The 18,611-nt window shown below is 62.4% G+C and carries 17 protein-coding genes and 1 pseudogene; 11 read left to right on the top strand and 7 right to left on the bottom strand.

Translation table 11 applies throughout. The features are described 5' to 3' along the window. Positions 1 to 54: 54 nt before the first annotated feature. The 4 genes from ACTHN9_RS12775 to ACTHN9_RS12760 all read right to left on the bottom strand — a co-directional run bounded on the left by ACTHN9_RS12775 (position 55) and on the right by ACTHN9_RS12760 (position 2,442). Positions 55 to 516 (bottom strand): DoxX family protein, encoded by a 462-nt coding sequence (locus ACTHN9_RS12775; protein WP_440537132.1) that lies wholly within the window; start codon positions 514 to 516, stop codon positions 55 to 57. After that, the gene (locus tag ACTHN9_RS12770) at positions 513 to 1,259 is read right to left on the bottom strand and encodes an HvfC/BufC family peptide modification chaperone (protein ID WP_440537131.1); all 747 of its coding nucleotides are present in this window, start codon (positions 1,257 to 1,259) and stop codon (positions 513 to 515) included. Before ACTHN9_RS12770 ends, ACTHN9_RS12775 begins: the two co-directional genes overlap by 4 nt. Continuing rightward, a complete protein-coding gene (gene bufB, locus ACTHN9_RS12765) occupies positions 1,253 to 2,119 on the bottom strand; it encodes an MNIO family bufferin maturase (protein ID WP_440537130.1) in 867 nt (288 codons plus the stop codon). The genes ACTHN9_RS12770 and bufB overlap by 7 nt, the downstream gene beginning before the upstream one ends. A 77-nt stretch (positions 2,120 to 2,196) precedes the next feature. Further along, positions 2,197 to 2,442 (bottom strand): BufA1 family periplasmic bufferin-type metallophore, encoded by a 246-nt coding sequence (locus tag ACTHN9_RS12760; protein WP_440537129.1) that lies wholly within the window; start codon positions 2,440 to 2,442, stop codon positions 2,197 to 2,199. 404 nt (positions 2,443 to 2,846) lie between these two features. Here ACTHN9_RS12760 and ACTHN9_RS12755 point away from each other — a divergent pair, with 404 nt between their 5' ends. Next, entirely contained in the window at positions 2,847 to 3,404 is a 558-nt protein-coding gene (locus ACTHN9_RS12755) for an NADPH-dependent FMN reductase (protein ID WP_440537128.1), read from the top strand. A 4-nt stretch (positions 3,405 to 3,408) separates the two neighbouring features. Here the strand turns inward: ACTHN9_RS12755 and ACTHN9_RS12750 are convergent, their stop codons facing one another. Continuing rightward, positions 3,409 to 4,176: a hypothetical protein gene (locus ACTHN9_RS12750; protein ID WP_440537127.1), complete on the bottom strand. Its 768-nt coding sequence runs from the start codon at positions 4,174 to 4,176 to the stop codon at positions 3,409 to 3,411. 58 nt (positions 4,177 to 4,234) lie between these two features. Continuing rightward, complete coding sequence (locus ACTHN9_RS12745; protein ID WP_440537126.1) at positions 4,235 to 6,496, bottom strand: ATP-binding protein; 2,262 nt, start codon at positions 6,494 to 6,496, stop codon at positions 4,235 to 4,237. A 446-nt stretch (positions 6,497 to 6,942) separates the two neighbouring features. Here ACTHN9_RS12745 and ACTHN9_RS12740 point away from each other — a divergent pair, with 446 nt between their 5' ends. The 10 genes and pseudogenes from ACTHN9_RS12740 (at position 6,943) to mctP (ending at position 16,219) form a co-directional block, all read left to right on the top strand. Next, positions 6,943 to 7,311, top strand: a complete 369-nt coding sequence (locus ACTHN9_RS12740) for a response regulator (RefSeq protein WP_440537125.1) — start codon at positions 6,943 to 6,945, stop codon at positions 7,309 to 7,311. Next, the gene (locus tag ACTHN9_RS12735) at positions 7,304 to 7,927 is read left to right on the top strand and encodes a chemotaxis protein CheC (protein ID WP_440537124.1); all 624 of its coding nucleotides are present in this window, start codon (positions 7,304 to 7,306) and stop codon (positions 7,925 to 7,927) included. Before ACTHN9_RS12740 ends, ACTHN9_RS12735 begins: the two co-directional genes overlap by 8 nt. Positions 7,928 to 7,938: 11 nt before the next feature. Further along, positions 7,939 to 8,868 carry a sensor domain-containing diguanylate cyclase gene (locus ACTHN9_RS12730; protein ID WP_440537123.1) on the top strand — a complete coding sequence of 310 codons (930 nt, stop codon included), beginning with the start codon at positions 7,939 to 7,941 and terminating at the stop codon, positions 8,866 to 8,868. 298 nt (positions 8,869 to 9,166) lie between these two features. Beyond that, positions 9,167 to 10,015 (top strand): presqualene diphosphate synthase HpnD, encoded by an 849-nt coding sequence (hpnD, locus tag ACTHN9_RS12725; RefSeq protein WP_440537122.1) that lies wholly within the window; start codon positions 9,167 to 9,169, stop codon positions 10,013 to 10,015. 108 nt (positions 10,016 to 10,123) lie between these two features. Next, positions 10,124 to 12,118 (top strand): annotated as a pseudogene (shc, locus tag ACTHN9_RS12720) (squalene--hopene cyclase). Further along, positions 12,118 to 12,834, top strand: a complete 717-nt coding sequence (locus ACTHN9_RS12715; protein WP_440537121.1) for a phosphorylase — start codon at positions 12,118 to 12,120, stop codon at positions 12,832 to 12,834. Before shc ends, ACTHN9_RS12715 begins: the two are co-directional and overlap by 1 nt. 76 nt (positions 12,835 to 12,910) lie before the next feature. Then, a complete protein-coding gene (locus ACTHN9_RS12710) occupies positions 12,911 to 13,513 on the top strand; it encodes an NUDIX domain-containing protein (protein WP_440537120.1) in 603 nt (200 codons plus the stop codon). A 28-nt stretch (positions 13,514 to 13,541) separates the two neighbouring features. After that, on the top strand, positions 13,542 to 14,216 hold the full coding sequence (locus tag ACTHN9_RS12705; RefSeq protein ID WP_440537119.1) for an HAD family hydrolase: 675 nt from the start codon (positions 13,542 to 13,544) through the stop codon (positions 14,214 to 14,216). Between the two features lie 312 nt (positions 14,217 to 14,528). Beyond that, entirely contained in the window at positions 14,529 to 14,726 is a 198-nt protein-coding gene (locus tag ACTHN9_RS12700) for a DUF3311 domain-containing protein (protein ID WP_440537118.1), read from the top strand. Beyond that, positions 14,723 to 16,219 (top strand): monocarboxylate uptake permease MctP, encoded by a 1,497-nt coding sequence (gene mctP / locus ACTHN9_RS12695; RefSeq protein WP_440537117.1) that lies wholly within the window; start codon positions 14,723 to 14,725, stop codon positions 16,217 to 16,219. The genes ACTHN9_RS12700 and mctP overlap by 4 nt, the downstream gene beginning before the upstream one ends. Positions 16,220 to 16,671: 452 nt before the next feature. On the opposite strand, the gene ACTHN9_RS12690 is transcribed toward mctP, so the two are convergent. Next, a complete protein-coding gene (locus tag ACTHN9_RS12690; protein ID WP_440537116.1) occupies positions 16,672 to 18,438 on the bottom strand; it encodes a dsDNA nuclease domain-containing protein in 1,767 nt (588 codons plus the stop codon). Positions 18,439 to 18,611 lie beyond the last annotated feature (173 nt).

Here is an 18,611-nt window from a genome sequence, read left to right as displayed (position 1 = left end):
TCATGTTGGACCGCGCCAGTCAAAGGCCAAGCCCTCGAACTGCGCCACCTCCCGTCAAACATGTCCGCGCTGGACTTGCGCCACCTTCGGCCGCTGAAGCATGCCCTGTAGCGACCACCGGCCTACGCCATGAAAGAACAAGTAGGCGATGAGCACGGCCCACAGAACATGGTCCTTGATCATCACCGGCTCCAACCCGGGGTAAGACATGACCGCGACAAGGTTGACGACGAAGAGTCCCGCGGCCGCGAACCGCCCCTGCCAGCCCAGCAAGAGCAAGATGGGGAAAATCAATTCGCCTCCTGCGCCCATGACCGCGGCAACGGCCGGTGGCAAAACGGGGACGTGATATTCGTTGGAAAATAAATAAAGCGTACTGTCCCAACTGCGCAATTTGGTCAGCCCCGACAGAAAGAAGACGCGCAATAGATAAAGCCTGACCACAAGCGCGGCGAGCGGTTGCAGTGCGACGGCGACGTCATCGAGACGGCGCAATAAGTTGGATACGGTTTTCACGAATGCTCCTCGATGGCGAGAACGAGCCGGTGACCGAATAGTTGCGCAAGCAACGAATTGGCATCGACCTCTGTTTGCGAAAGTGCTTCCTGCATGGGCTTGCCGGTCATCAATGCGGCCATGGCGTCCGCTTCGGCCGGCGCGAGCGCTCGCCAACGAACCGCGAAGCCTTCCCGCCAGATCAGTACGGATTGGCCGCCGGCGCCAAGCTGCGCGGGCGTCCCGTCGGCGTGCATGCGCAAGATGTCGGCAATCGGCCAAGCGGGAGAGCGCGCGAGCCCGACCGACGGCATCAATCGAATCGAAGCCGCCGCAAAGCGCTCGGAGCCGAGTTCGACGAGCGCCGACGTATCGATGGCGCGGGCGTCGGCGGCGAAGTAGGCGCGATGCAGCAGCCAGTCGACGTCGGCCACATCGCCCAAGTAGGGCAAATCGGCCGCGGGCGCGAAGCCACGAACGAACGCCGGCAGCGTGGCGCCGTCATCGTGAAGGTTCGGCGAACTCGACGGCGTGCAATCGACATACGCCCGCGCAAGCGCGCTGAAATAGTCCGCCCCCACGAGCTGCACGACATTGACGAAGGCGTCCGTGAGCGCCGCGATGCGGTTGAGTCGAACGTTGTTTCGATAGAGGCTCATCCGCTCGCGGCTCTCCTTTGCGATGCCGTTCGCGGCGACCGTATCGTCGAGGAGCGATGCGGCAAAGCCATCGAGCACCGCGCCGTAAGCCTGATTCGTCAACATGTCGCCGCCTCGGCTGTCGTCTGTGGGGGCATGAGCGCGTAAGACGGACTCGCAAGCACGCGCGCTTGCAGTTGCGCATACTCTTGCAGCAGCGAGTCGAGCGGCGGCAGATGCGTGTCGCGTTCGAGCAGCACCGCCGTCGGCCCGAAACGTTCGAGCGCCGCATCGAGCAGCGTCCAGACCGCGTCGGAAACCGCTGCGCCGTGCGTGTCGATCGCCGTGCCGTCCATCCACTCGAACCCGGCCACGTGCATCTCGCCCACGCAGTGCTTCGGCAGCCGCGCAAGTTCGGCGAACGGATCGATGCGCAAGTTGAGCGCATTGACATGCAGATTGTTCAGATCGAGCAACACGCCGCAGCCGGTTCGCGCAACGAGTTCGGCGAGCATCTGCGCTTCGGTGCAGAGTTCGCCCTCGAAGGCGACATAAGCCGAAACGTTCTCGATCAAAATCGAGCGACCGAGTACGTTCTGAACGAGATCGATATGTCGGGCGACGAGATCGAGTGCGCCCTCGATCCGAGGCACGGGCAGTAAGTCGTTGAAGTAGTGCCCGCCTGCACGATTCCAACAGAGATGCTCGGAAACGAGTATCGGCTCGATGCGTTCGACGAGCGCCTTCAATTGGCTCAAATGCTCGCTTCGCGGGGCGTCCGCACTCCCGAGGCCGAGCCCCACGCCATGCAGACTCACGGGGTAGCCGGCTCTTACTTGCTCGAGCGCGGCGATGGGTTCGCCGCCGCCGAAATAGTTCTCGCTGTGGACTTCCCACCAGCCGACCGCCGGCTGGCGCGCGAGTACGGCGGCGACGTGCGGCCCGCGCAGCCCGAGCCCTGCTGCCGTCAATACCTTCGGATTCATTTGCGTCCCCCGCTATCCAGCCGACGGACCGGCCGTCCACACACGCTCTGCAGCCGACCGGTCAAGATCCGATGCGCTTACATCCCCGGCGTGAGCGAGCCGCCGAGTTGCGAGCACGTGCCCTTGGCGACGGCCTTGAACTCGCCCTTATCCATGCTCTTCGTCGACTGACCCGCGCACGAGTGGTTGTTGCCCTTGCAATCGTTTTGTCCGGCCTTTGCGATGCCATAGCACTTCTCCATATCGGCCGCGAAAACCGGAGTGGCGAGCGTCGCACCCAGCGCGGCGGTGAAGGCGGCGGCAGCGATCCATTGCTTGTTCATGTGATTCTCCTAAAGGTGAGGTGAGAGAAGCCCAACTGAGGCTTGAGTCGCTCGAGCCGGCGTTCTTGTTCGACGCTCGACCGTTGCTGTCTTCAATACGCGGGGCTCGAACGAACGGATGCACGGCGGACGCAAGAAAGTGGAAAAGCCGCGCTTGCGTCACCTCGCGTCACGGGACGGACACAGATGTGTCGATTCGTAATCCGCTCGGGATATCGACGAGTTATCCACAGTTTCTGTGGAAAAGGTTGTGGAAAGGATGGGACGAAACCCCGGCCGGCCGGGTGTTTAGTGGGTTGCCGGAAAAACGAGCCGGCGGGTTCTCGCAACGGCGTCTATCATGGTTGGCTCGGGCCGAGCCGCGCGTTTCGGCTTGGTCGTTCTCACCTAGAGGAGCAAGGACCATGGCATACAAGATAGAAATCGTCGTCGGCAGCTTGCGGCGTGAATCGTTCAACAAACAACTCGCGCATGCCTTGACCCAACTCGCGAGCGACGAGTTCGAATTCTCGTTTCTCGACATCGGCTCCCTGCCGCTCTACAGCCAAGACTACGACGCGAATTTCCCCGACGTCGCCAAGCAATTGAAAGCGCGGGTCGAGGCCGCGAGCGGATTATTGTTCGTCACGCCCGAGTACAACCGGTCGATGCCCGGTGTTCTGAAGAACGCGCTCGACTGGGGTTCGCGGCCGTGGGGGACCAATTCGTGGAAGGACAAGCCGGCGGCCGTATGCGGGATCTCCGTCGGCGCGACCGGAACGGCCTTGGCGCAGCAGCATCTGCGCAATGTCCTTTCCTATTTGGACGTGCCGACGCTCGGGCAGCCCGAAATCTTCCTCAAACACACCGACGCTTTCTTCGACGGCGCCGGCGCGATCGCCAACGACGACACGCGCAAATTCCTCACGACCTTCGTGCAGCGCTTCGAAGCGTGGGTGAAACGGCATCACCCGGCGAAGTAAAAACTCACGTCGTTCCCGAATCCGGCTTGTCGCCGCGATACGTCTCTTCGTCTTGGAGGTACTCGTCGGGGACAGCCGGTGAGCGAGCGGGCGCGCTTTCGGGCACCGGGGCGGCTGTGGTCGCCGCCGCCGTACTGCGCCCAGAGGTGAAGACGGCGCCCATTCCCGGGGCCGATCCCGCGGCGACGGCCGTCGCCGCCGCGTCGGTGGCAGTACGCTCGGTGGCCGCGCGCTCGGCGCTTGCCCCCGGGTTGACCGTGGTTGCGCGAGCCTCGTCGCGTGGGTACGTGTAGACGGCCCCAGGCGGTGTCGGCGGGACCGGGACGCTCGAACGCAGGCCGAGTTCTTCCAGCAGCGAATGCGAGCGTGTGGCTTCGTCCGCCGGGGGACTCCACGTCGCGGCTCGTTCCTCCACATCGAGCGGCCCCATCGCCTCGAGCGTCGTTCGCGTCAGCTGCGCGAGCGCGTCGGTTGCGGCATCGACGCAGATCATGACCGCGCCGCGCCGAACGGCTTCTGCATAGTGTGCGCGTTCCCGCTCGGGCGGCGCGCTTTCGAACAGCGATTCGAAGAAGCGTTCGATGCTCGCGAGCAGGCCTTCGCCCGCCACGGGCGCCGATTCGTAAGCCGTCGTCGCATCGCTCGCGAAAGTCGGCTCGCATTTTGCCTTGAGCGCCACGTTTTCCGGGGCGATGCCGGCCGCGAACAGCGCGTCCCTCGCGGCTTCGGCTTGGGGGTAGGTATCGAAGAATGCGATGACCGTGTGCTGCATGGCAACCTCCTCGAGGCTCGATTAGCGATAACGGCACGCAAAATTCGCGCCGCGTCGCTCAGCTCGCCTTGCCGTGCGCATGCGCGCGATCGTCGCGTTCGCGGCGAATGGTCTGAAGCATCGACTCGAGCAGGGCGATATCGAAAGGTTTTGACAGCACGCGTACGTTGACATTCCGGGCCCGCTCGAGTTCTTGCGCGTAGCCCGTGATCAGAATGACGGGCAAAGGCGACTCGAGCGCTTGGGCCGCTTCCGCCAGATCGATGCCATTGGCGGCGCCGGGCATGTGGATATCGGAGATCAGCACGTCGAAGGGATCGGGGAGGCGTGAAACCGTATCGGCGATCAGGCGCAACGCGGCGTCCGCATTGAACGCGCTCGTGACGCGATGGCCCATCATGCGCAGCAGCGCTTCCGTTCCGGCCGCCACTTCGTCGTTGTCTTCCACGAGCAGCACGTGCAGGCCGCCGAGCGCGGGCGCGTCCATCGTCCGTTCCCGCTCGGCCGGCGCGGCGGCCGGCGTTTCGTGGGCACGCGGCAAGTAAAGCCGCACCGACGTGCCGAGACCGGGCGTACTGTCGATCGTCGCCAGTCCCCCGGACCGGTCGCAAAACGCGAAGACTTGCGGCAAGCCCAACCCCGTTCCCATTCCCTTGGGTTTGGTCGTGAAGAGCGGTTCGAACGCATGCGCAAGCACGTCGGGCGGCATGCCCGAACCCGTATCTTCCAGCGAAATCTGGACGAATTCGCCCGTGAGCGCGAAGCCGGCTTCCGGCTCGAGTCGGACGTTCGTCGCGCGGACCGTGAAGCGCCCACCGCCCGGCATTGCGTCGCGCGCGTTGACGGCCACGTTGATGAGCGCAAGCTCGAGTTCGGCGCTATCGACTTCGATCGGCCACACATCGCGGCCGATGTCGACGACGAGCGCGGCATTCGCGCCGAGCGAGGTGCGCAACAGCTCGCGGCTCGCGCTCATCCAACGCGACAGATCGAGCGTTTCGCTGCGTAGCGGCTGCTTGCGTGCGACGCCTAGGAGCTGCCGCGTGAGCGACTGCCCGTTCTTCAAGGCGCGCTCGATTGCGCCCAGTTCCCGATCGATGACCGCCACGCCGCGCCGGCGGGCGATCTGAACGTTCGTGGCGATGATGGTCAGTAGATTGTTGAAATCGTGTGCGACCGTGCCGACCAGGTTGCCGAGCGTCTCCATTTTGCGCGATTGCCGATAGGCCGATTCGATGGAGCGGCGCATCGACGCTTCGGCTTGCCATTGCTCCCATGCTTGCTTCTCGGCCGCCAGCCGTTTGAGCGACAAAAGGAGCACGAGCCACAGCACGATCGAAGGCGTGAAGACGGACGCGGCGAACACCAGCGCGCGGCGGGACCACGCAGCCCAAATTGCCGAGACGCTGTACGCGCACGATACATAGACGGGATAGGAGCCCACCTGGCGGTAGGCCAGGATTTGCCCGTCGTGTCCGCTGTGCCCGGCATGATCGCCCGGCAGCCGGAGCACGCCCGAACGGCTGCCGGCTGCCAGCGCCGCGGCGAATCGCGGCGCAACGACAGCCGATTCGGGGCGTGGCGGATACGATGCGAGCACGGCGCCGTCGGTGCGCGTGAGCATCACCGTCATGGCGCCCCGCTCGGAGCCGAGCAGTTCGCGATAAAACGATTCGAAGTACGAACGGCGCAGCGCCACCGAGACGAGCCCCGCGAAGGCACCCGTCGGGGCGCGTCGTGCGATGCCGGTGTTGAAGACGGCCTCGCCGCTGCCGGCGTGCCACACCATGACCTTCGACACGTGTTCGAGGATGTGGCCGCCGCGGATACCGACGAAATCGTCCCGCGACGCGATCGAGGCGTGCGGCGCCGGGTAGTATCGGCTGTTCGCCAGCAACAAGCCTTCCGGGCCGAAGATCGATACCGACGCGACTTGCGGGTAGCCTCCACCGATGGTTTGCAGCTTGTTGTGGATATCGGCTTCGTGCGCGCGGATGGCGTCGTTATCGAGCCCGCGCACGAGATCGTCGACGCGCGCGTCGAGCGTTTCGTTCAGGTCGAACACCTTTAGCGCGTGCTCTTCGGCAATGCGTACCGTTCTGACGGTTGCGTCCGTGGCCGATGCGACGCGCGCCCGAAAATTCGAATAGACGACTGCCGCGGCGTAGATCGCGGGCAAGACGATTGCGGCGGCGAGCAGGGCGATCAGCGTGAAACGCCGGACCGCGAAATCGGGCTCGGGCATCCCCAGCGCCGGCGAATTGTCTTGCCAATCGTCGGGCAAGCCGTTCGTCGTGGAGTCATCGAGCCGTCGGATCATATCCTTTGTCGTCCAATCGGCGGGGGCGCCGGGTAATCATCATAAGCGAGTTGGTCCGCGCCGGCCTTTTCGTTGGGATTGGCGCCGAGCGACCTTTCCGAACGTTCGCCCTAAAACAGCGATGAAATCGGAAGCGCAAACGTACACAAAAGAAAAATCTACGCATATCTGTGCGTTATCGTAATGCTTTTTTCCTCATACCGAAGAAACGTATGAACTTGCTCGATCCATTCTGAAATTGGAGAGTTGATTTTCCGCCGGTTTGCTCCGAGAATTTCGCTTCACTTTTAGGAATACGATGCGCTCGTTGTAACGAGCGCACGCTGAAAGTGCGAGCCTCTCGCGCTTGCCACCGCCCGTCGACACGCTCCGCTCCCGTTAAAGAAAACGCTCCGAGCCGCCGTTAACGCGATATAGACCGCTTTCGATTTTTCGTCACGCTTGCCATGCCTTTGCCGATTGTGATCGCCGATGATTCCCTGCTTGCCCGTAAGGTTTTGACGAAAGCCTTGCCGGGAGACTGGGACGTCGACATCGCATACGCATCGAACGGCCGCGAGGCCCTCGCACTTTACCGCGAGGGGAAAGCCTCGGTGATGTTCCTCGACCTGACGATGCCGGACATGAACGGCTACCAAGTACTCGAAGCGTTGCAGCACGAGGACTTGAATACGTTCGTGATTGTCGTGTCTGCCGACGTGCAGCCGCTGGCCCAGGAGCGCGTGCGTGCCCTCGGCGCCGCCGCGTTCATCGCCAAGCCCGTGACCCCAGAGGCAATATTGCCCATCCTCAAGGAGTACGGGTTGTATGCGTGAGAACGTGTTTAGCGAAGATCAGCGCGACGCCTTGCAGGAAATCGCCAATCTGGCGATGGGGCAGGCGGCGACGCGTTTGGCGCGACTACTCGATACCTTCATCGAACTGTCGGTGCCGCGCGTGCGTGTCGTCCAAGCGGAGGACGCGGCGCAAACGCTGCGCGAAATGACGGGAATCGACGAGAGCGTCACCGCGGTGCGACAGGGCTTTCGCTCCGACATCAAGGGCGAGGCGCTCGTCATTTGCCGCAGCAGCGGCGTTGGGCAGCTCTGCGCGCTAGTCAACGATCCCTACGTGCATTCGGCCTACGACACGGTGAGCCAGACCGAATTGATGTTCGACGTGGCCAACGTGCTGACGGGCGCATGCGTGTCGTGCATTCTCAATCAGCTCGATCGCACGCCAATTTTCTCGCCGCCCGGCATGCTCGGCGAACAGATTTCGCTCGACGATGTCTTTCAGGCCGACGTCCTCGCCTGGAAGGTCGCGTTGCTGCTCGAGGTCAATTTCGCGCTCGAAGACCAGACCTTCCGCGCCCATCTCGTCATGCTGATGGCGGAAGACTCGATTCGTCGGATGAACGAAGCGCTCGACGCGCTACTGTCCAGCCTATGAACGATGCGACGATGGACCAATCTCTCAGCGACTTGGTGATCGAGCGCGTCGGGTTCGGTATCTTCGTACTCGACCGCGACATGAAGGTGCTGATGTGGAACCGGTTCATGCAGGACCATAGCGGGCAACCGGCCGAAACCGTCGTCGGCCGATCGATCTTCGAAAGCTTTCCCGAATTGCCGCGCGTGTGGCTGTCGCGCAAGGTCGAAAGCGTCTTCCAACTGGGCAGTTTCGCGTTCAGCTCGTGGGAGCAACGCCCCTATCTCTTCAAGTTCGATCACGACCGGCCGATCACGGGCGGCGTCGATTTCATGCAGCAAGACTGTACGTTCATGCCGCTGACGCGCGGCCGCGAAGTCGTGGCGGTGTGCGTGACCCTCTCGGACGTGACGCATGTGAGCGTGATGCAGCGCGAACGCGAGGAAGCCGTCGAAAAGCTGCAGGAGTACGCCAATCGGGACGGGCTGACGGGCATTGCGAACCGGCGTTTCTTCGAGGATCGGCTGCGCGACGAGTTTCTGCGCTGGCAGCGCTATGGCGGCGAACTCTCCGTGCTGCTGTTCGATCTCGATCATTTCAAGGACATCAACGACCGCTTCGGGCACGCGGTCGGCGACACGGTGCTGCGCGTGATGGCGCAGCGCGTGTCCGACGCTGTGCGCGTGCAGGATACGTTCGGCCGCTTCGGCGGCGAGGAATTCGCATTGCTGCTGCCATGCACGCCGCTGGCCGATGCGATGCTCGTGGCGGAAAAAATCCGGATGACGATCGGCGACACGCCCGTCGAGGCCGAGGGCGTGCGCGTGCCGGTTACGGCGAGCGTGGGCGGCGCGGCGGCGCGCCCGGGACTGCCTACCTACGAAGTCCTCATCAACGAGGCCGATGCCGCGCTCTACAGCGCCAAGCGGCAGGGGCGCAATCGCTCCGTCGCGCTCGCCTAAACGCCGGCCACCTGCGGCCCAAGCGCCCATGCGCGCGCGCACCCGAGGGCGCGGACTGTGGCACCGAATGAAACGTTGGTATACTTTTGGCCGTTTCCGGCTGCCTTGCCGGTGCGTCGCGCCGCCGTCGAATCACGTTCAAGCGCGCTGAAACGCACTGAAGCGCGTTGCGTCGTAGGCGTGCGCTCGAGGAGCGCCCCTGCGGCGCCCGACTGCGGCCCCAGCGGCGCCCACGCGGTGCGCCGCAAATAGCATCGATTCTCATTCGCCCTGCGAGGGCGCCACAGCGGAGTTCGCCTTGGCCGTTTCCAATCTCGTCGCGGACGAAGCAGCACCCGACGCCGCTGCCGCGTCGTCGAGCAGCTCGTTCTATCTCGCCATGCGCATCTTGCCGGCTGCGCAGCGCGAGGCGATGTTTCAGATCTACGCGTTCTGCCGTGCCGTCGACGACATCGCCGACAGCGACGCGCCACGCGCGGAGCGCCGTGCCGGGCTCGAACGCTGGCGTGCCGATATCGACGCCTGTTACGACGGCGAGCCTCGCCCTGCGTTGGCGCCGCTGGTACGGCAGATACGCGCGTTCGATCTGCGCCGCGAAGATTTTTACGCGATGATCGACGGCATGGCGATGGACGCCGCGGCCGATATCTGCGCCCCCGACGAAGCCACGCTGGATCTGTACTGCGACCGCGTAGCCAGTGCGGCCGGCCGGCTGTCGGTGAGGGTTTTCGGGATGAGTGAAGAGGCGGGACATGCGCTGTCTCACCATCTCGGGCGGGCGTTGCAGCTCACGAACATCTTGCGCGATATCGACGAGGACGCCGCCATCGACCGGTGCTACTTGCCGCGCGAATTGCTCGCGCGCGAGGGAATCGCCGCGACGAATCCGACCGAGATTGCCGACGATCCTTCGCTGCCGCGTGTGTGCGCGACGCTTGCACAGCGCGCGCTGGCGCATTTTGCTCAGGCAGACGCGATTATGGACGGCGCGCCGCGCAAAGCCGTGCGCGCACCGCGCATCATGTCCGGCGTTTACCGGTGTTTGCTCGAGCGTACGCTCGAGCGAGGTTTCGATCTGCCGCGCACGCCCGTGGCCAAACCGCGTTTGCGCCTGTTGTGGATCGTTGCGCGCTACGCGTTTTTCTGAGGCGCGCGCCGCCCCGCCCGGATCGCAGGGCGTCCGAGCCGACGACGCCCATTGACGAAAGACGACCGACGAAGCCGCGCGCTTCGTCTCCAACCCATTGATATGCCGATGAACGACATTTCCGCCCCCGCCGCCGTGATGGCAGCCTCGAGCACGGCCGATGCCGCGCACGGGCGCATTGCACTAGACGCCGCCATCGAGCGTGCGACGGACTCCATCCTGGCCGATCAGCGCCCGGACGGGCATTGGGTGTACGAACTGGAAGCGGATGCGACGATTCCAGCCGAGTACATCTTGCTCGGTCATTATCTTGGCGAGACGCCTAATGCCGAACTCGAGGCCAAGATCGCGCGCTATCTGCGCCGAATTCAACTCGCCGACGGCGGCTGGCCTCTTTTCACCGACGGAGCGATGGACGTCAGCGCGAGCGTGAAGGCGTATTTCGCGCTGAAAATGGCCGGCGAACGCGAAGACGCCGAGCACATGCAACGCGCGCGGGCAGCGATTCTCGGCGCGGGCGGGGCGGAGGCGGTCAACGTCTTCACGCGCATCTTGCTGGCGTTGTTCGGCATCGTTCCGTGGAGTGCGGTGCCGATGATGCCGGTGGAGATCACGCTGCTGCCGCAGTGGTTCCCGTTCCATCTCTCGAAGGTGTCGTATTGGGCGCGGACGGTGATCGTGCCGTTGCTCGTGCTGAACGCGCGGCGGCCTGTCGCGAAAAATCCGCGCGGGGTTCGCATCGACGAACTCTTTCTCGGCAGCCCGTCCCAAACCGGTTTGTTGCCGCGTGCCGGCCACCAGAGCCGCGGTTGGTTCGCCTTCTTTCGCGTGATCGATACGGTCCTGCGCGCCGTCGACGGCTTGTTTCCGAAGAAGACGCGCGAGCGCGCGGTTCGGGCGGCGGTCGCGTTTGTCGATGAGCGGCTGAACGGCGAGGACGGTCTCGGGGCGATTTTCCCCGCTATGGCCAACGCCGTTATGATGTACGACACGCTCGGCTATGGGACCGAATAGCCGACCCGCGCGATCGCGCGCGCGTCGATCGACAAGCTGCTCGCGATTGCCGAAGACGAAGCGTACTGCCAGCCCTGTTTGTCGCCGGTGTGGGATACGTCGCTCGTCGCGCATGCGCTGCTCGAAACCGAGGCGCCGAAGGCCCAGGAAGCGGCCCAGCGCGGTTTGCAATGGCTGCGGCCGCTGCAAGTGCTCGACGTGCGCGGCGACTGGATCTCGCGCCGTCCCGACGTGCGGCCCGGCGGCTGGGCGTTTCAATACGCGAACCCTTACTACCCCGATGTGGACGACACGGCCGTCGTGGTGATGGCGATGCATCGCGCGGCCGCGCTCACGCGCTCGAACGTCGACCGCGAAGCCATTGCGCGCGCGCGCGAGTGGATCGTGGGTATGCAGAGCAGCGACGGGGGATGGGGCGCCTTCGAACCCGAAAACACCCAGTACTACTTGAACAACATTCCGTTCTCGGATCACGGCGCGCTACTCGATCCGCCGACGGCGGACGTCTCGGGTCGGTGCTTGTCGATGCTCGCGCAAATGGGCGAAATGCCGGGTAACAGCGAACCCGCGCGTCGCGCCTACGATTATTTGCTCGACGAACAAGAAGACGACGGCAGCTGGTACGGCCGTTGGGGTATGAACTACATCTACGGCACGTGGACAGCGCTGTGCGCGTTGAATGCGGCCGGCATCGCCCATGACGACGCGCGTATCCAACGTGCGGCGCAATGGCTGATCTCGATTCAAAACGAGGACGGCGGCTGGGGCGAGGACGGCGCGAGCTACAAGCTCGACTATCACGGCTACGAAAAGGCCACGAGCACCGCGTCGCAAACGGCGTGGGCGCTGCTCGGATTGATGGCGGCCGGTGTGATCGAGCATCCCGCCGTGGCAAAGGGCGTCGCGTATCTCGTCGATGCGCAGCGCGAGCACGGTCTGTGGGACGAAACGCGTTTCACGGCCACCGGCTTCCCGCGCGTGTTCTATCTGCGCTATCACGGCTACCGCAAGTTCTTCCCGCTCTGGGCGCTGGCACGGTACCGCAATCTCAAGCGCGACGGGCTCAAACGCGTCGCGGTCGGGATGTAATGGCGGCCGATTCGAGAGCGGCGTTGCCCCTCGTCATCGTGACGGGGATGGCGTTCGAGGCGCGTATCGCCCGCGCGCCCGGCGTCGAAGTCGTGTATGCGGCGCGCGCCGATCGGCTCGAACGCGCGCTGGAGCAGGCCTTGGCGCGTGGCGCATCGGGCGTGATGAGCTTCGGCACCGCGGGCGGTTTGAGCCCGGATCTATTGCCCGGCGCGCTGGTGGTGGCCGACGCGATCGACGGGCCGTCCGGGCGGATATCGACCGACGCCGCGTGGCGCGATCGCATCGCGTCCGCGCTTCGGGCCTCGCTGCCGGCAACGCGTGTCGTATGCGGCGCCATGGCAGCGGTGACGGTGCCAGTCGCGACGCAACATCAAAAGGCCTCGCTGCATGGTGCGACGGGGGCGCTGGCCGTCGACATGGAGTCGCATATTGCCGCGGCGCACGCGGGCGCACGTGGGCTGCCCTTCGTCGTCTGTCGCGCGATCGTCGATCCTGCGTGGCGCACGCTGCCTCCGGCAGCGACGGCGGGCTTGCGCGAGGACGGCACGACCGCGCTTGCGCCGATTCTGCGCGAACTCGCGCGCGATCCCCGACAACTGCCGGCCATGATCCGTTTGGCGTTCGATGCGCGCGCGGCGCGCGCATCGCTCGTGGCGGCGCGTGCCGCATTGCTGCACGCGGGCGCATTGAGGGCAGGTGCTGCGCTGGCGTGAATGTCGGGCGAATTGCGTGTATGTTTGTCGTTTTCGCCTGCGGCATGGCGTGTTTCGTCTATCGAGGAGCGTTGCTTTGGCTACGAGCGAGTGCGAGCGCGGGAACGATCGCGTGCGGATCAAATCGACGGAAGTGCTGTCCGACAACTGGTACGTCTTGCGCAAATACACGTTCGATTTTTTGCGCAGGGACGGCAAATGGCAAACGCTGACGCGCGAAGCCTACGATCGCGGCAACGGGGCCACTATCTTGCTTTATAACGCCGAAAGGAAGACGGTCGTCCTGACACGTCAGTTTCGCCTGCCGGCGTTCGTGAACGAACACGACGGCATGTTGATCGAAACCTGCGCCGGCCTGCTCGATCGCGACGACGCCGAAACGTGCATCCGTAAGGAAACCGAAGAGGAAACGGGCTATCGCATCGAGAACGTGCGGAAGGTTTTCGAAGCGTTCATGAGTCCCGGGTCCGTGACCGAGCGGTTGTATTTCTTCGTCGGCGAATATTTCGGCAAGGATAAAGTGAGCAACGGCGGCGGCGTCGAATCCGACGGCGAGGAAATCGAAGTGTTGGAAATGACGCTCGACGACGCGCTCGCTCGCGTTGGCCGCGGCGAGATCATGGACGGCAAGACGATCATGCTGTTGCAATACGCCAAGCTTCACCGGCTTGTGGATTAGACGAACGGCACGCGGACACATCCCACTTATGCAGCCCAATTTTTCGTTGCTGTTCGATCTGGACGGCACGCTCGTCAATACGGACGAACTCCACTTCGGCGCCTTTCAAGTCTTGCTCGGCGAGCGAGGGCGCAGTATCACGATCGAAACCTATCAATCGCGCATCATGGGCGCGACGAACGACGTCATCATGCGCGAGTTTTTCCCGGACGTGCCCGCAAGCGAACATCGAGCGCTGGCCGACCGCAAGGAGGCGCTGTTTCGCGCCTCGGCAACTCGCATGAACCCTATCGCGGGCGCGCTGAAGGTATTCGATTGGGCGCGTTCGCGCGGTGTGCGGATCGCCGTCGTGACGAATGCGCCGCGAGCCAACGCGGAGCTGATGTTGAACGGGCTTGCGCTGGCCGACCGAATCGACGCGCTAGTGATCGGCGATGAATTGCCGCGCGGCAAACCCGATCCACTGCCTTACTTGACCGGGCTCGAGCGGCTGGGTGGAATCGCCGAGCGTGCGTTGGCATTCGAAGATTCCCTCTCGGGCATTCGTGCGGCCAGCGCGGCAGGGATCTATACGTTCGGCATGCGTACCGCGTTGCCGGCTCAGACACTGCTCGATGCCGGTGCGAACGAGGTTATCGACGACTTCACGGCCGCCTCGCTATGGCGCAGGCTCGACGCAATTGCCGAGAAAGCGCTGTCTTGACTCGCACGGGATTGCCTATCCTTGCGCGCGCAATAACGGTTCGTTACGTGCGCGCCGCGTGCCACCTAGCTGCTACGTAATTCTACGTAGCGCGCCTAAGTAGTTGTGCGCTTGCGGCCGATATGCCGCACGCGAATACTACGCCCGTCAAACGCAATTCGATTTGCAAGAAGCGCAGTTCCATCTTCGCAAGCAAACATCGCGTTCGGCTCGATTCATCCCACGATAGTTCAATAAAGACAGAGCGCGTTCGGTCGCCGCATGAGGTCATGCGTCGGTCGTCGCCCGATTGTCAGCCCCCTAAGGAGCATCATGGAGACCTCCACCGTGCCACGTCGCTCGTGGCTACCGCTGATCTTGCTGTTGCCGTATTTCGCCTTGCTGTGGCTACCGTTTTACAGCGACGCGCGGCCATCGCTGCTCGGTTTCCCTTTCTTTTACTGGTACCAATTTCTTTGGGTGCCGATTACTTCGCTGCTGATGTACGCCGTTTATCGGAGCGCCAAATGAACGCACCGACTTCCGTCAATACGACCGCTCTGGTCATCTTTATCGCTTTCTTTGCGTTCATCACCGTGCTCGGTTTCGTGGCGGCACGCTGGAAGCGAGGCGATCTCTCGCAATTGCACGAATGGGGGCTCGGCGGCCGCCAATTCGGTACGGTCATCTCGTGGTTCCTCGTGGGCGGCGACTTCTACACCGCTTACACCGTGATCGCCGTCCCTGCGCTCGTCTATTCCGTCGGTGCGTACGGGTTCTTTGCGTTGCCCTATACGATCATCGTCTATCCGTTCGTATTCGCTGTCATGCCGAAGCTCTGGGAGGCGTGCCACCGCGGCAATCACATTACCGCGGCTGACTACGTGCAGGGTGTGTTCGGCGGCAAGTGGCTGGCCGCGGCGATCGCGGTCACGGGCATCGTGGCGACGATGCCTTATATCGCGCTGCAGCTCGTCGGGATGCAGGTGGTCATCAAGAGCCTGGGGATTACCGGCGAATTGCCGTTGATCATCGCGTTCGTGATCCTGGCGCTCTATACCTATGCGAGCGGGTTGCGCGCGCCGGCGATGATCGCGTTCGTCAAAGACATCATGATCTACATCGTGGTGATCGTTGCCGTGTGCTGGATTCCGACCAAGCTTGGCGGCTATGGCGCGCTGTTCGATATCGCGGATAAGCACTTCGCGGCGAAGGGCGGAGCAACGGGCATTCTGCTGAAGCCTTCGCAATTCACGGCTTATGCGACGCTTGCGTTGGGTTCGGCGCTGGCGGCCTTCATGTATCCGCACACGATGACGGGCGTGCTTTCGTCGAGTTCGGCCGCGACCGTCAAGAAGAATGCGATTTTCTTGCCGGCCTATACCGTGTTGCTCGGCCTTATCGCATTGCTCGGTTATATGGCGATTGCAGCGGGCGTGCAGGTGAAGTCCCCCTCCGACGTCGTACCGACGCTGTTTCTTACGCTGTTTCCGTCGTGGTTCGTCGGCTTCGCTGCGGCGGCGATCGCAATTAGCGCGCTCGTGCCGGCGGCGATCATGTCGATCGGGGCGGCCAACTTGTTCACGCGCAATCTGTATAAGCCCTTGATCGCGCCGAACGCGACGCCGCAAAAAGAGGCCGCGAATGCGAAGCTCGTGTCGCTCGTCGTGAAGTTCGGGGCGCTGCTGTTCATCGTCGCGCTGCCGACGCAATACGCGATCGATATGCAGCTGCTGGGCGGCGTTTGGATCTTGCAGATCTTCCCGGCGGTGGTGTTTTCGCTCTATACGCGGCGCTTGACTTCTTCGGGGTTGTTCCTGGGATGGCTGGCTGGGATCACGCTGGGTACGGTGCTGGCGGCGGAGCAGGGACTGAAGCCGGTGTTCGCACTGCATTTTGCGGGAGCCACGTATCCGACTTATATCGGTTTGATCGCGTTGGTGGCCAATATCGTTGTGACAGGGCTCGTGTCGGCTGTCACGGTGAAGGCTCCGGCCGGGCAGGGGGATGTGGCCGTGAGATAAGCGGTTTCGCGTTTCGTGTTTAGTCGCGGCCGCTGGCGACGGCGGTCGCGATCCTGGCGTTCGCCGTCGTCGAACCTCTCGATGACTTGCGTGAAATCGTCAGAGCCCGTTATCTGCCTGGTAGGCAGATCATCGACAACACGAGTACCGTTCAACGAGCCTGACCCGCCGTCCTGATCGACGCCATCTACGACAAAGGGACCGGCGCGGGTCCCTTCGTTCTTGGGTTCTTGGGTGACCGCTTTAGGCGGTGCACCGTCGCTCAGTGTCACGACACCGGCGCTCACACCTGGAACGTCCGCGGAGGTCGGGTGCGCAAAGGACGCCGCGGCCCGGACGTCTAACATTCGGCACAAACCGACCTGGAACAGCCTTTCGTCGCCCTTCGCCGGACGACCGGTGCCGATGTCAATACATTCATTCACAAAACATCGCGCAACGAGCTAGCATCCCTAGTGACTAGTTCCATCCCCGATTTCTTCCGGCCCGAACCACATGCCTTCGTTTTCGTTCGGATAGAGCTTGGAATCAGATGGGCGGAACTGATGCTGAAAGTTCTTGCAGTACCCCTGAGATACTGCCAATTGCCCCATTGCCAACGTCAATAGTCGCTTGGTTTGCCTTTCCTCTCGCTCTTGCGGAGTGTTGTAGCAGGCTTTTGACGGAGGCTTTAACGGCGCGTCGACCACGGGCGCTTTGGTCCCAACGATACAAGCCGAGGAAAGCATCGCCTGTGTAAGATGTTTAGCACCTGTGAAATCGACGCCACTAACATTTGCGTCTGTTAACACGCTCCCCTTGAGATCCGTCTTACTCATATCCGTATCAACTATCTCGGTTGATTGTAGGTCGGCACCACTGAAGTCAGTACCTGAGAATGCACCGTGAGAAAGATTAGCGCCAGTGAGTGACGCTCCATCAAAATGTGCGTTCCGTGCCTCTGCGCCTACCAAATCGGCGACGAGCATATTGCTGTGCTCGAACGATATAGCATCCATGTGCGTGTGCCGGAACTTCGCCCCATTGAGCTCGCTGTTGCCGAAGATAGCGCCGCCGAGGATGCTGTTGTCAAAGTTTGTGCCAGTCGCGTGCATAAACTGTCCCGACGCTTGCAACATATTAAGACCGGATAAATCCAAACATTGTACGGTCGCCCCCTCGAGATCGAGGTGCTCCAACGGCTTATGGGCAGCGCGTACGATGGCGACAGATTCGTTGAAATCCGCCGGAAGGACTCCGTTTCGACTGTGTTGGATGACGTTTACCGCCTGCTGTAAAGGACTGACTTGCAGTATTGGTCTCAATGCGATGCCTCCGACGACCATCCATATTGCAATCTTTCCGACGGAAAGCAACACGCGGCTCCATTTCCGTCTCGACATCCGCCGAGATACCTTGCGACGCATAGCGCCAACGTCAATTCGACGCCACATCACTTCGGCGGTCGAAAGGCCACCGGCGGAGACAGGCGATGTATGCAATAGCAGTGGGGGAGCACCGGCTGACCCGGCTGACCGAATGCGATGTATCAGCATGTTTTGCAGGTCGACCACCTCGTGGATCGGCCAGCGCTTCAAAGCCGGGCGTGCTACGCACAGAGCGGAGGGCCAGTTATCGCTGATCGTATCTATCGACGGTCCTACCATGAAACGGAGCTTACGGATAACTTCGAGCAAAGTATCCTGACTCACGCTCACCGCCTTTTGAACGATGGCAAGTGAGGCAGCAATTTCGGGCGTCAGTTGGTTAACACCCTTCTGGGAAAGCTCGTGCTGCAAAATCTTGAATGATCGTGCCCGCCTCTCTACTGTCGCGGTATTCGCCGGCACATAGGGACGAACGTTTGAGTACAGAAAATACGAAACGATTTCGTCTCGATGTATAGCCTCATGTGCGCAAAATCGAGCTATCGCATCATGTATTGGTTTGTCCCCAATCATCCAAGGTTCAGGCGACGAGTCGGACGTTTTGACTTGAAAGAGGTCATACCGTCCATCCGACCGAATCGCGAGAATGTCTTCGTGGTGTTCGACCCAAAGCTCTCTATGCGGAAAACCGTCGATGGACCTCAAAAGCAGCGCATAAGCGGCGTAGTCCTGATAGGAAAACGCGCGGCGGACGTGAGGGGCTCGATCAAAGGACCTATTGGGAGATCCCCCGGGGCCCAAGTCGGGCTCACCGAGTGGAACGGCTGTCATCGCTACTTGGTTTTCAATCATGGCTTACTATCGGCGGCTACTCGGTATTCTTGAGGTCCGATGGACTGAATCGCCCCGGGAATCGTGGAGGCTGGTTGGTTTAAGTTGATGCCGGCATCGCAACTGCGTTGCTGAGTTGCCGGTAGTAGTTTGCCTCAGCTTCAGCGGGTGGGATATAGCCGAGAGGTTCCATG

The organism is Trinickia sp. (assembly GCF_051953405.1).
Classification (GTDB): Bacteria; Pseudomonadota; Gammaproteobacteria; order Burkholderiales; family Burkholderiaceae; genus Trinickia.
Note: the sequence above shows the minus strand (reverse complement) of the source record. Positions and strands in the feature narration are given on the sequence as shown.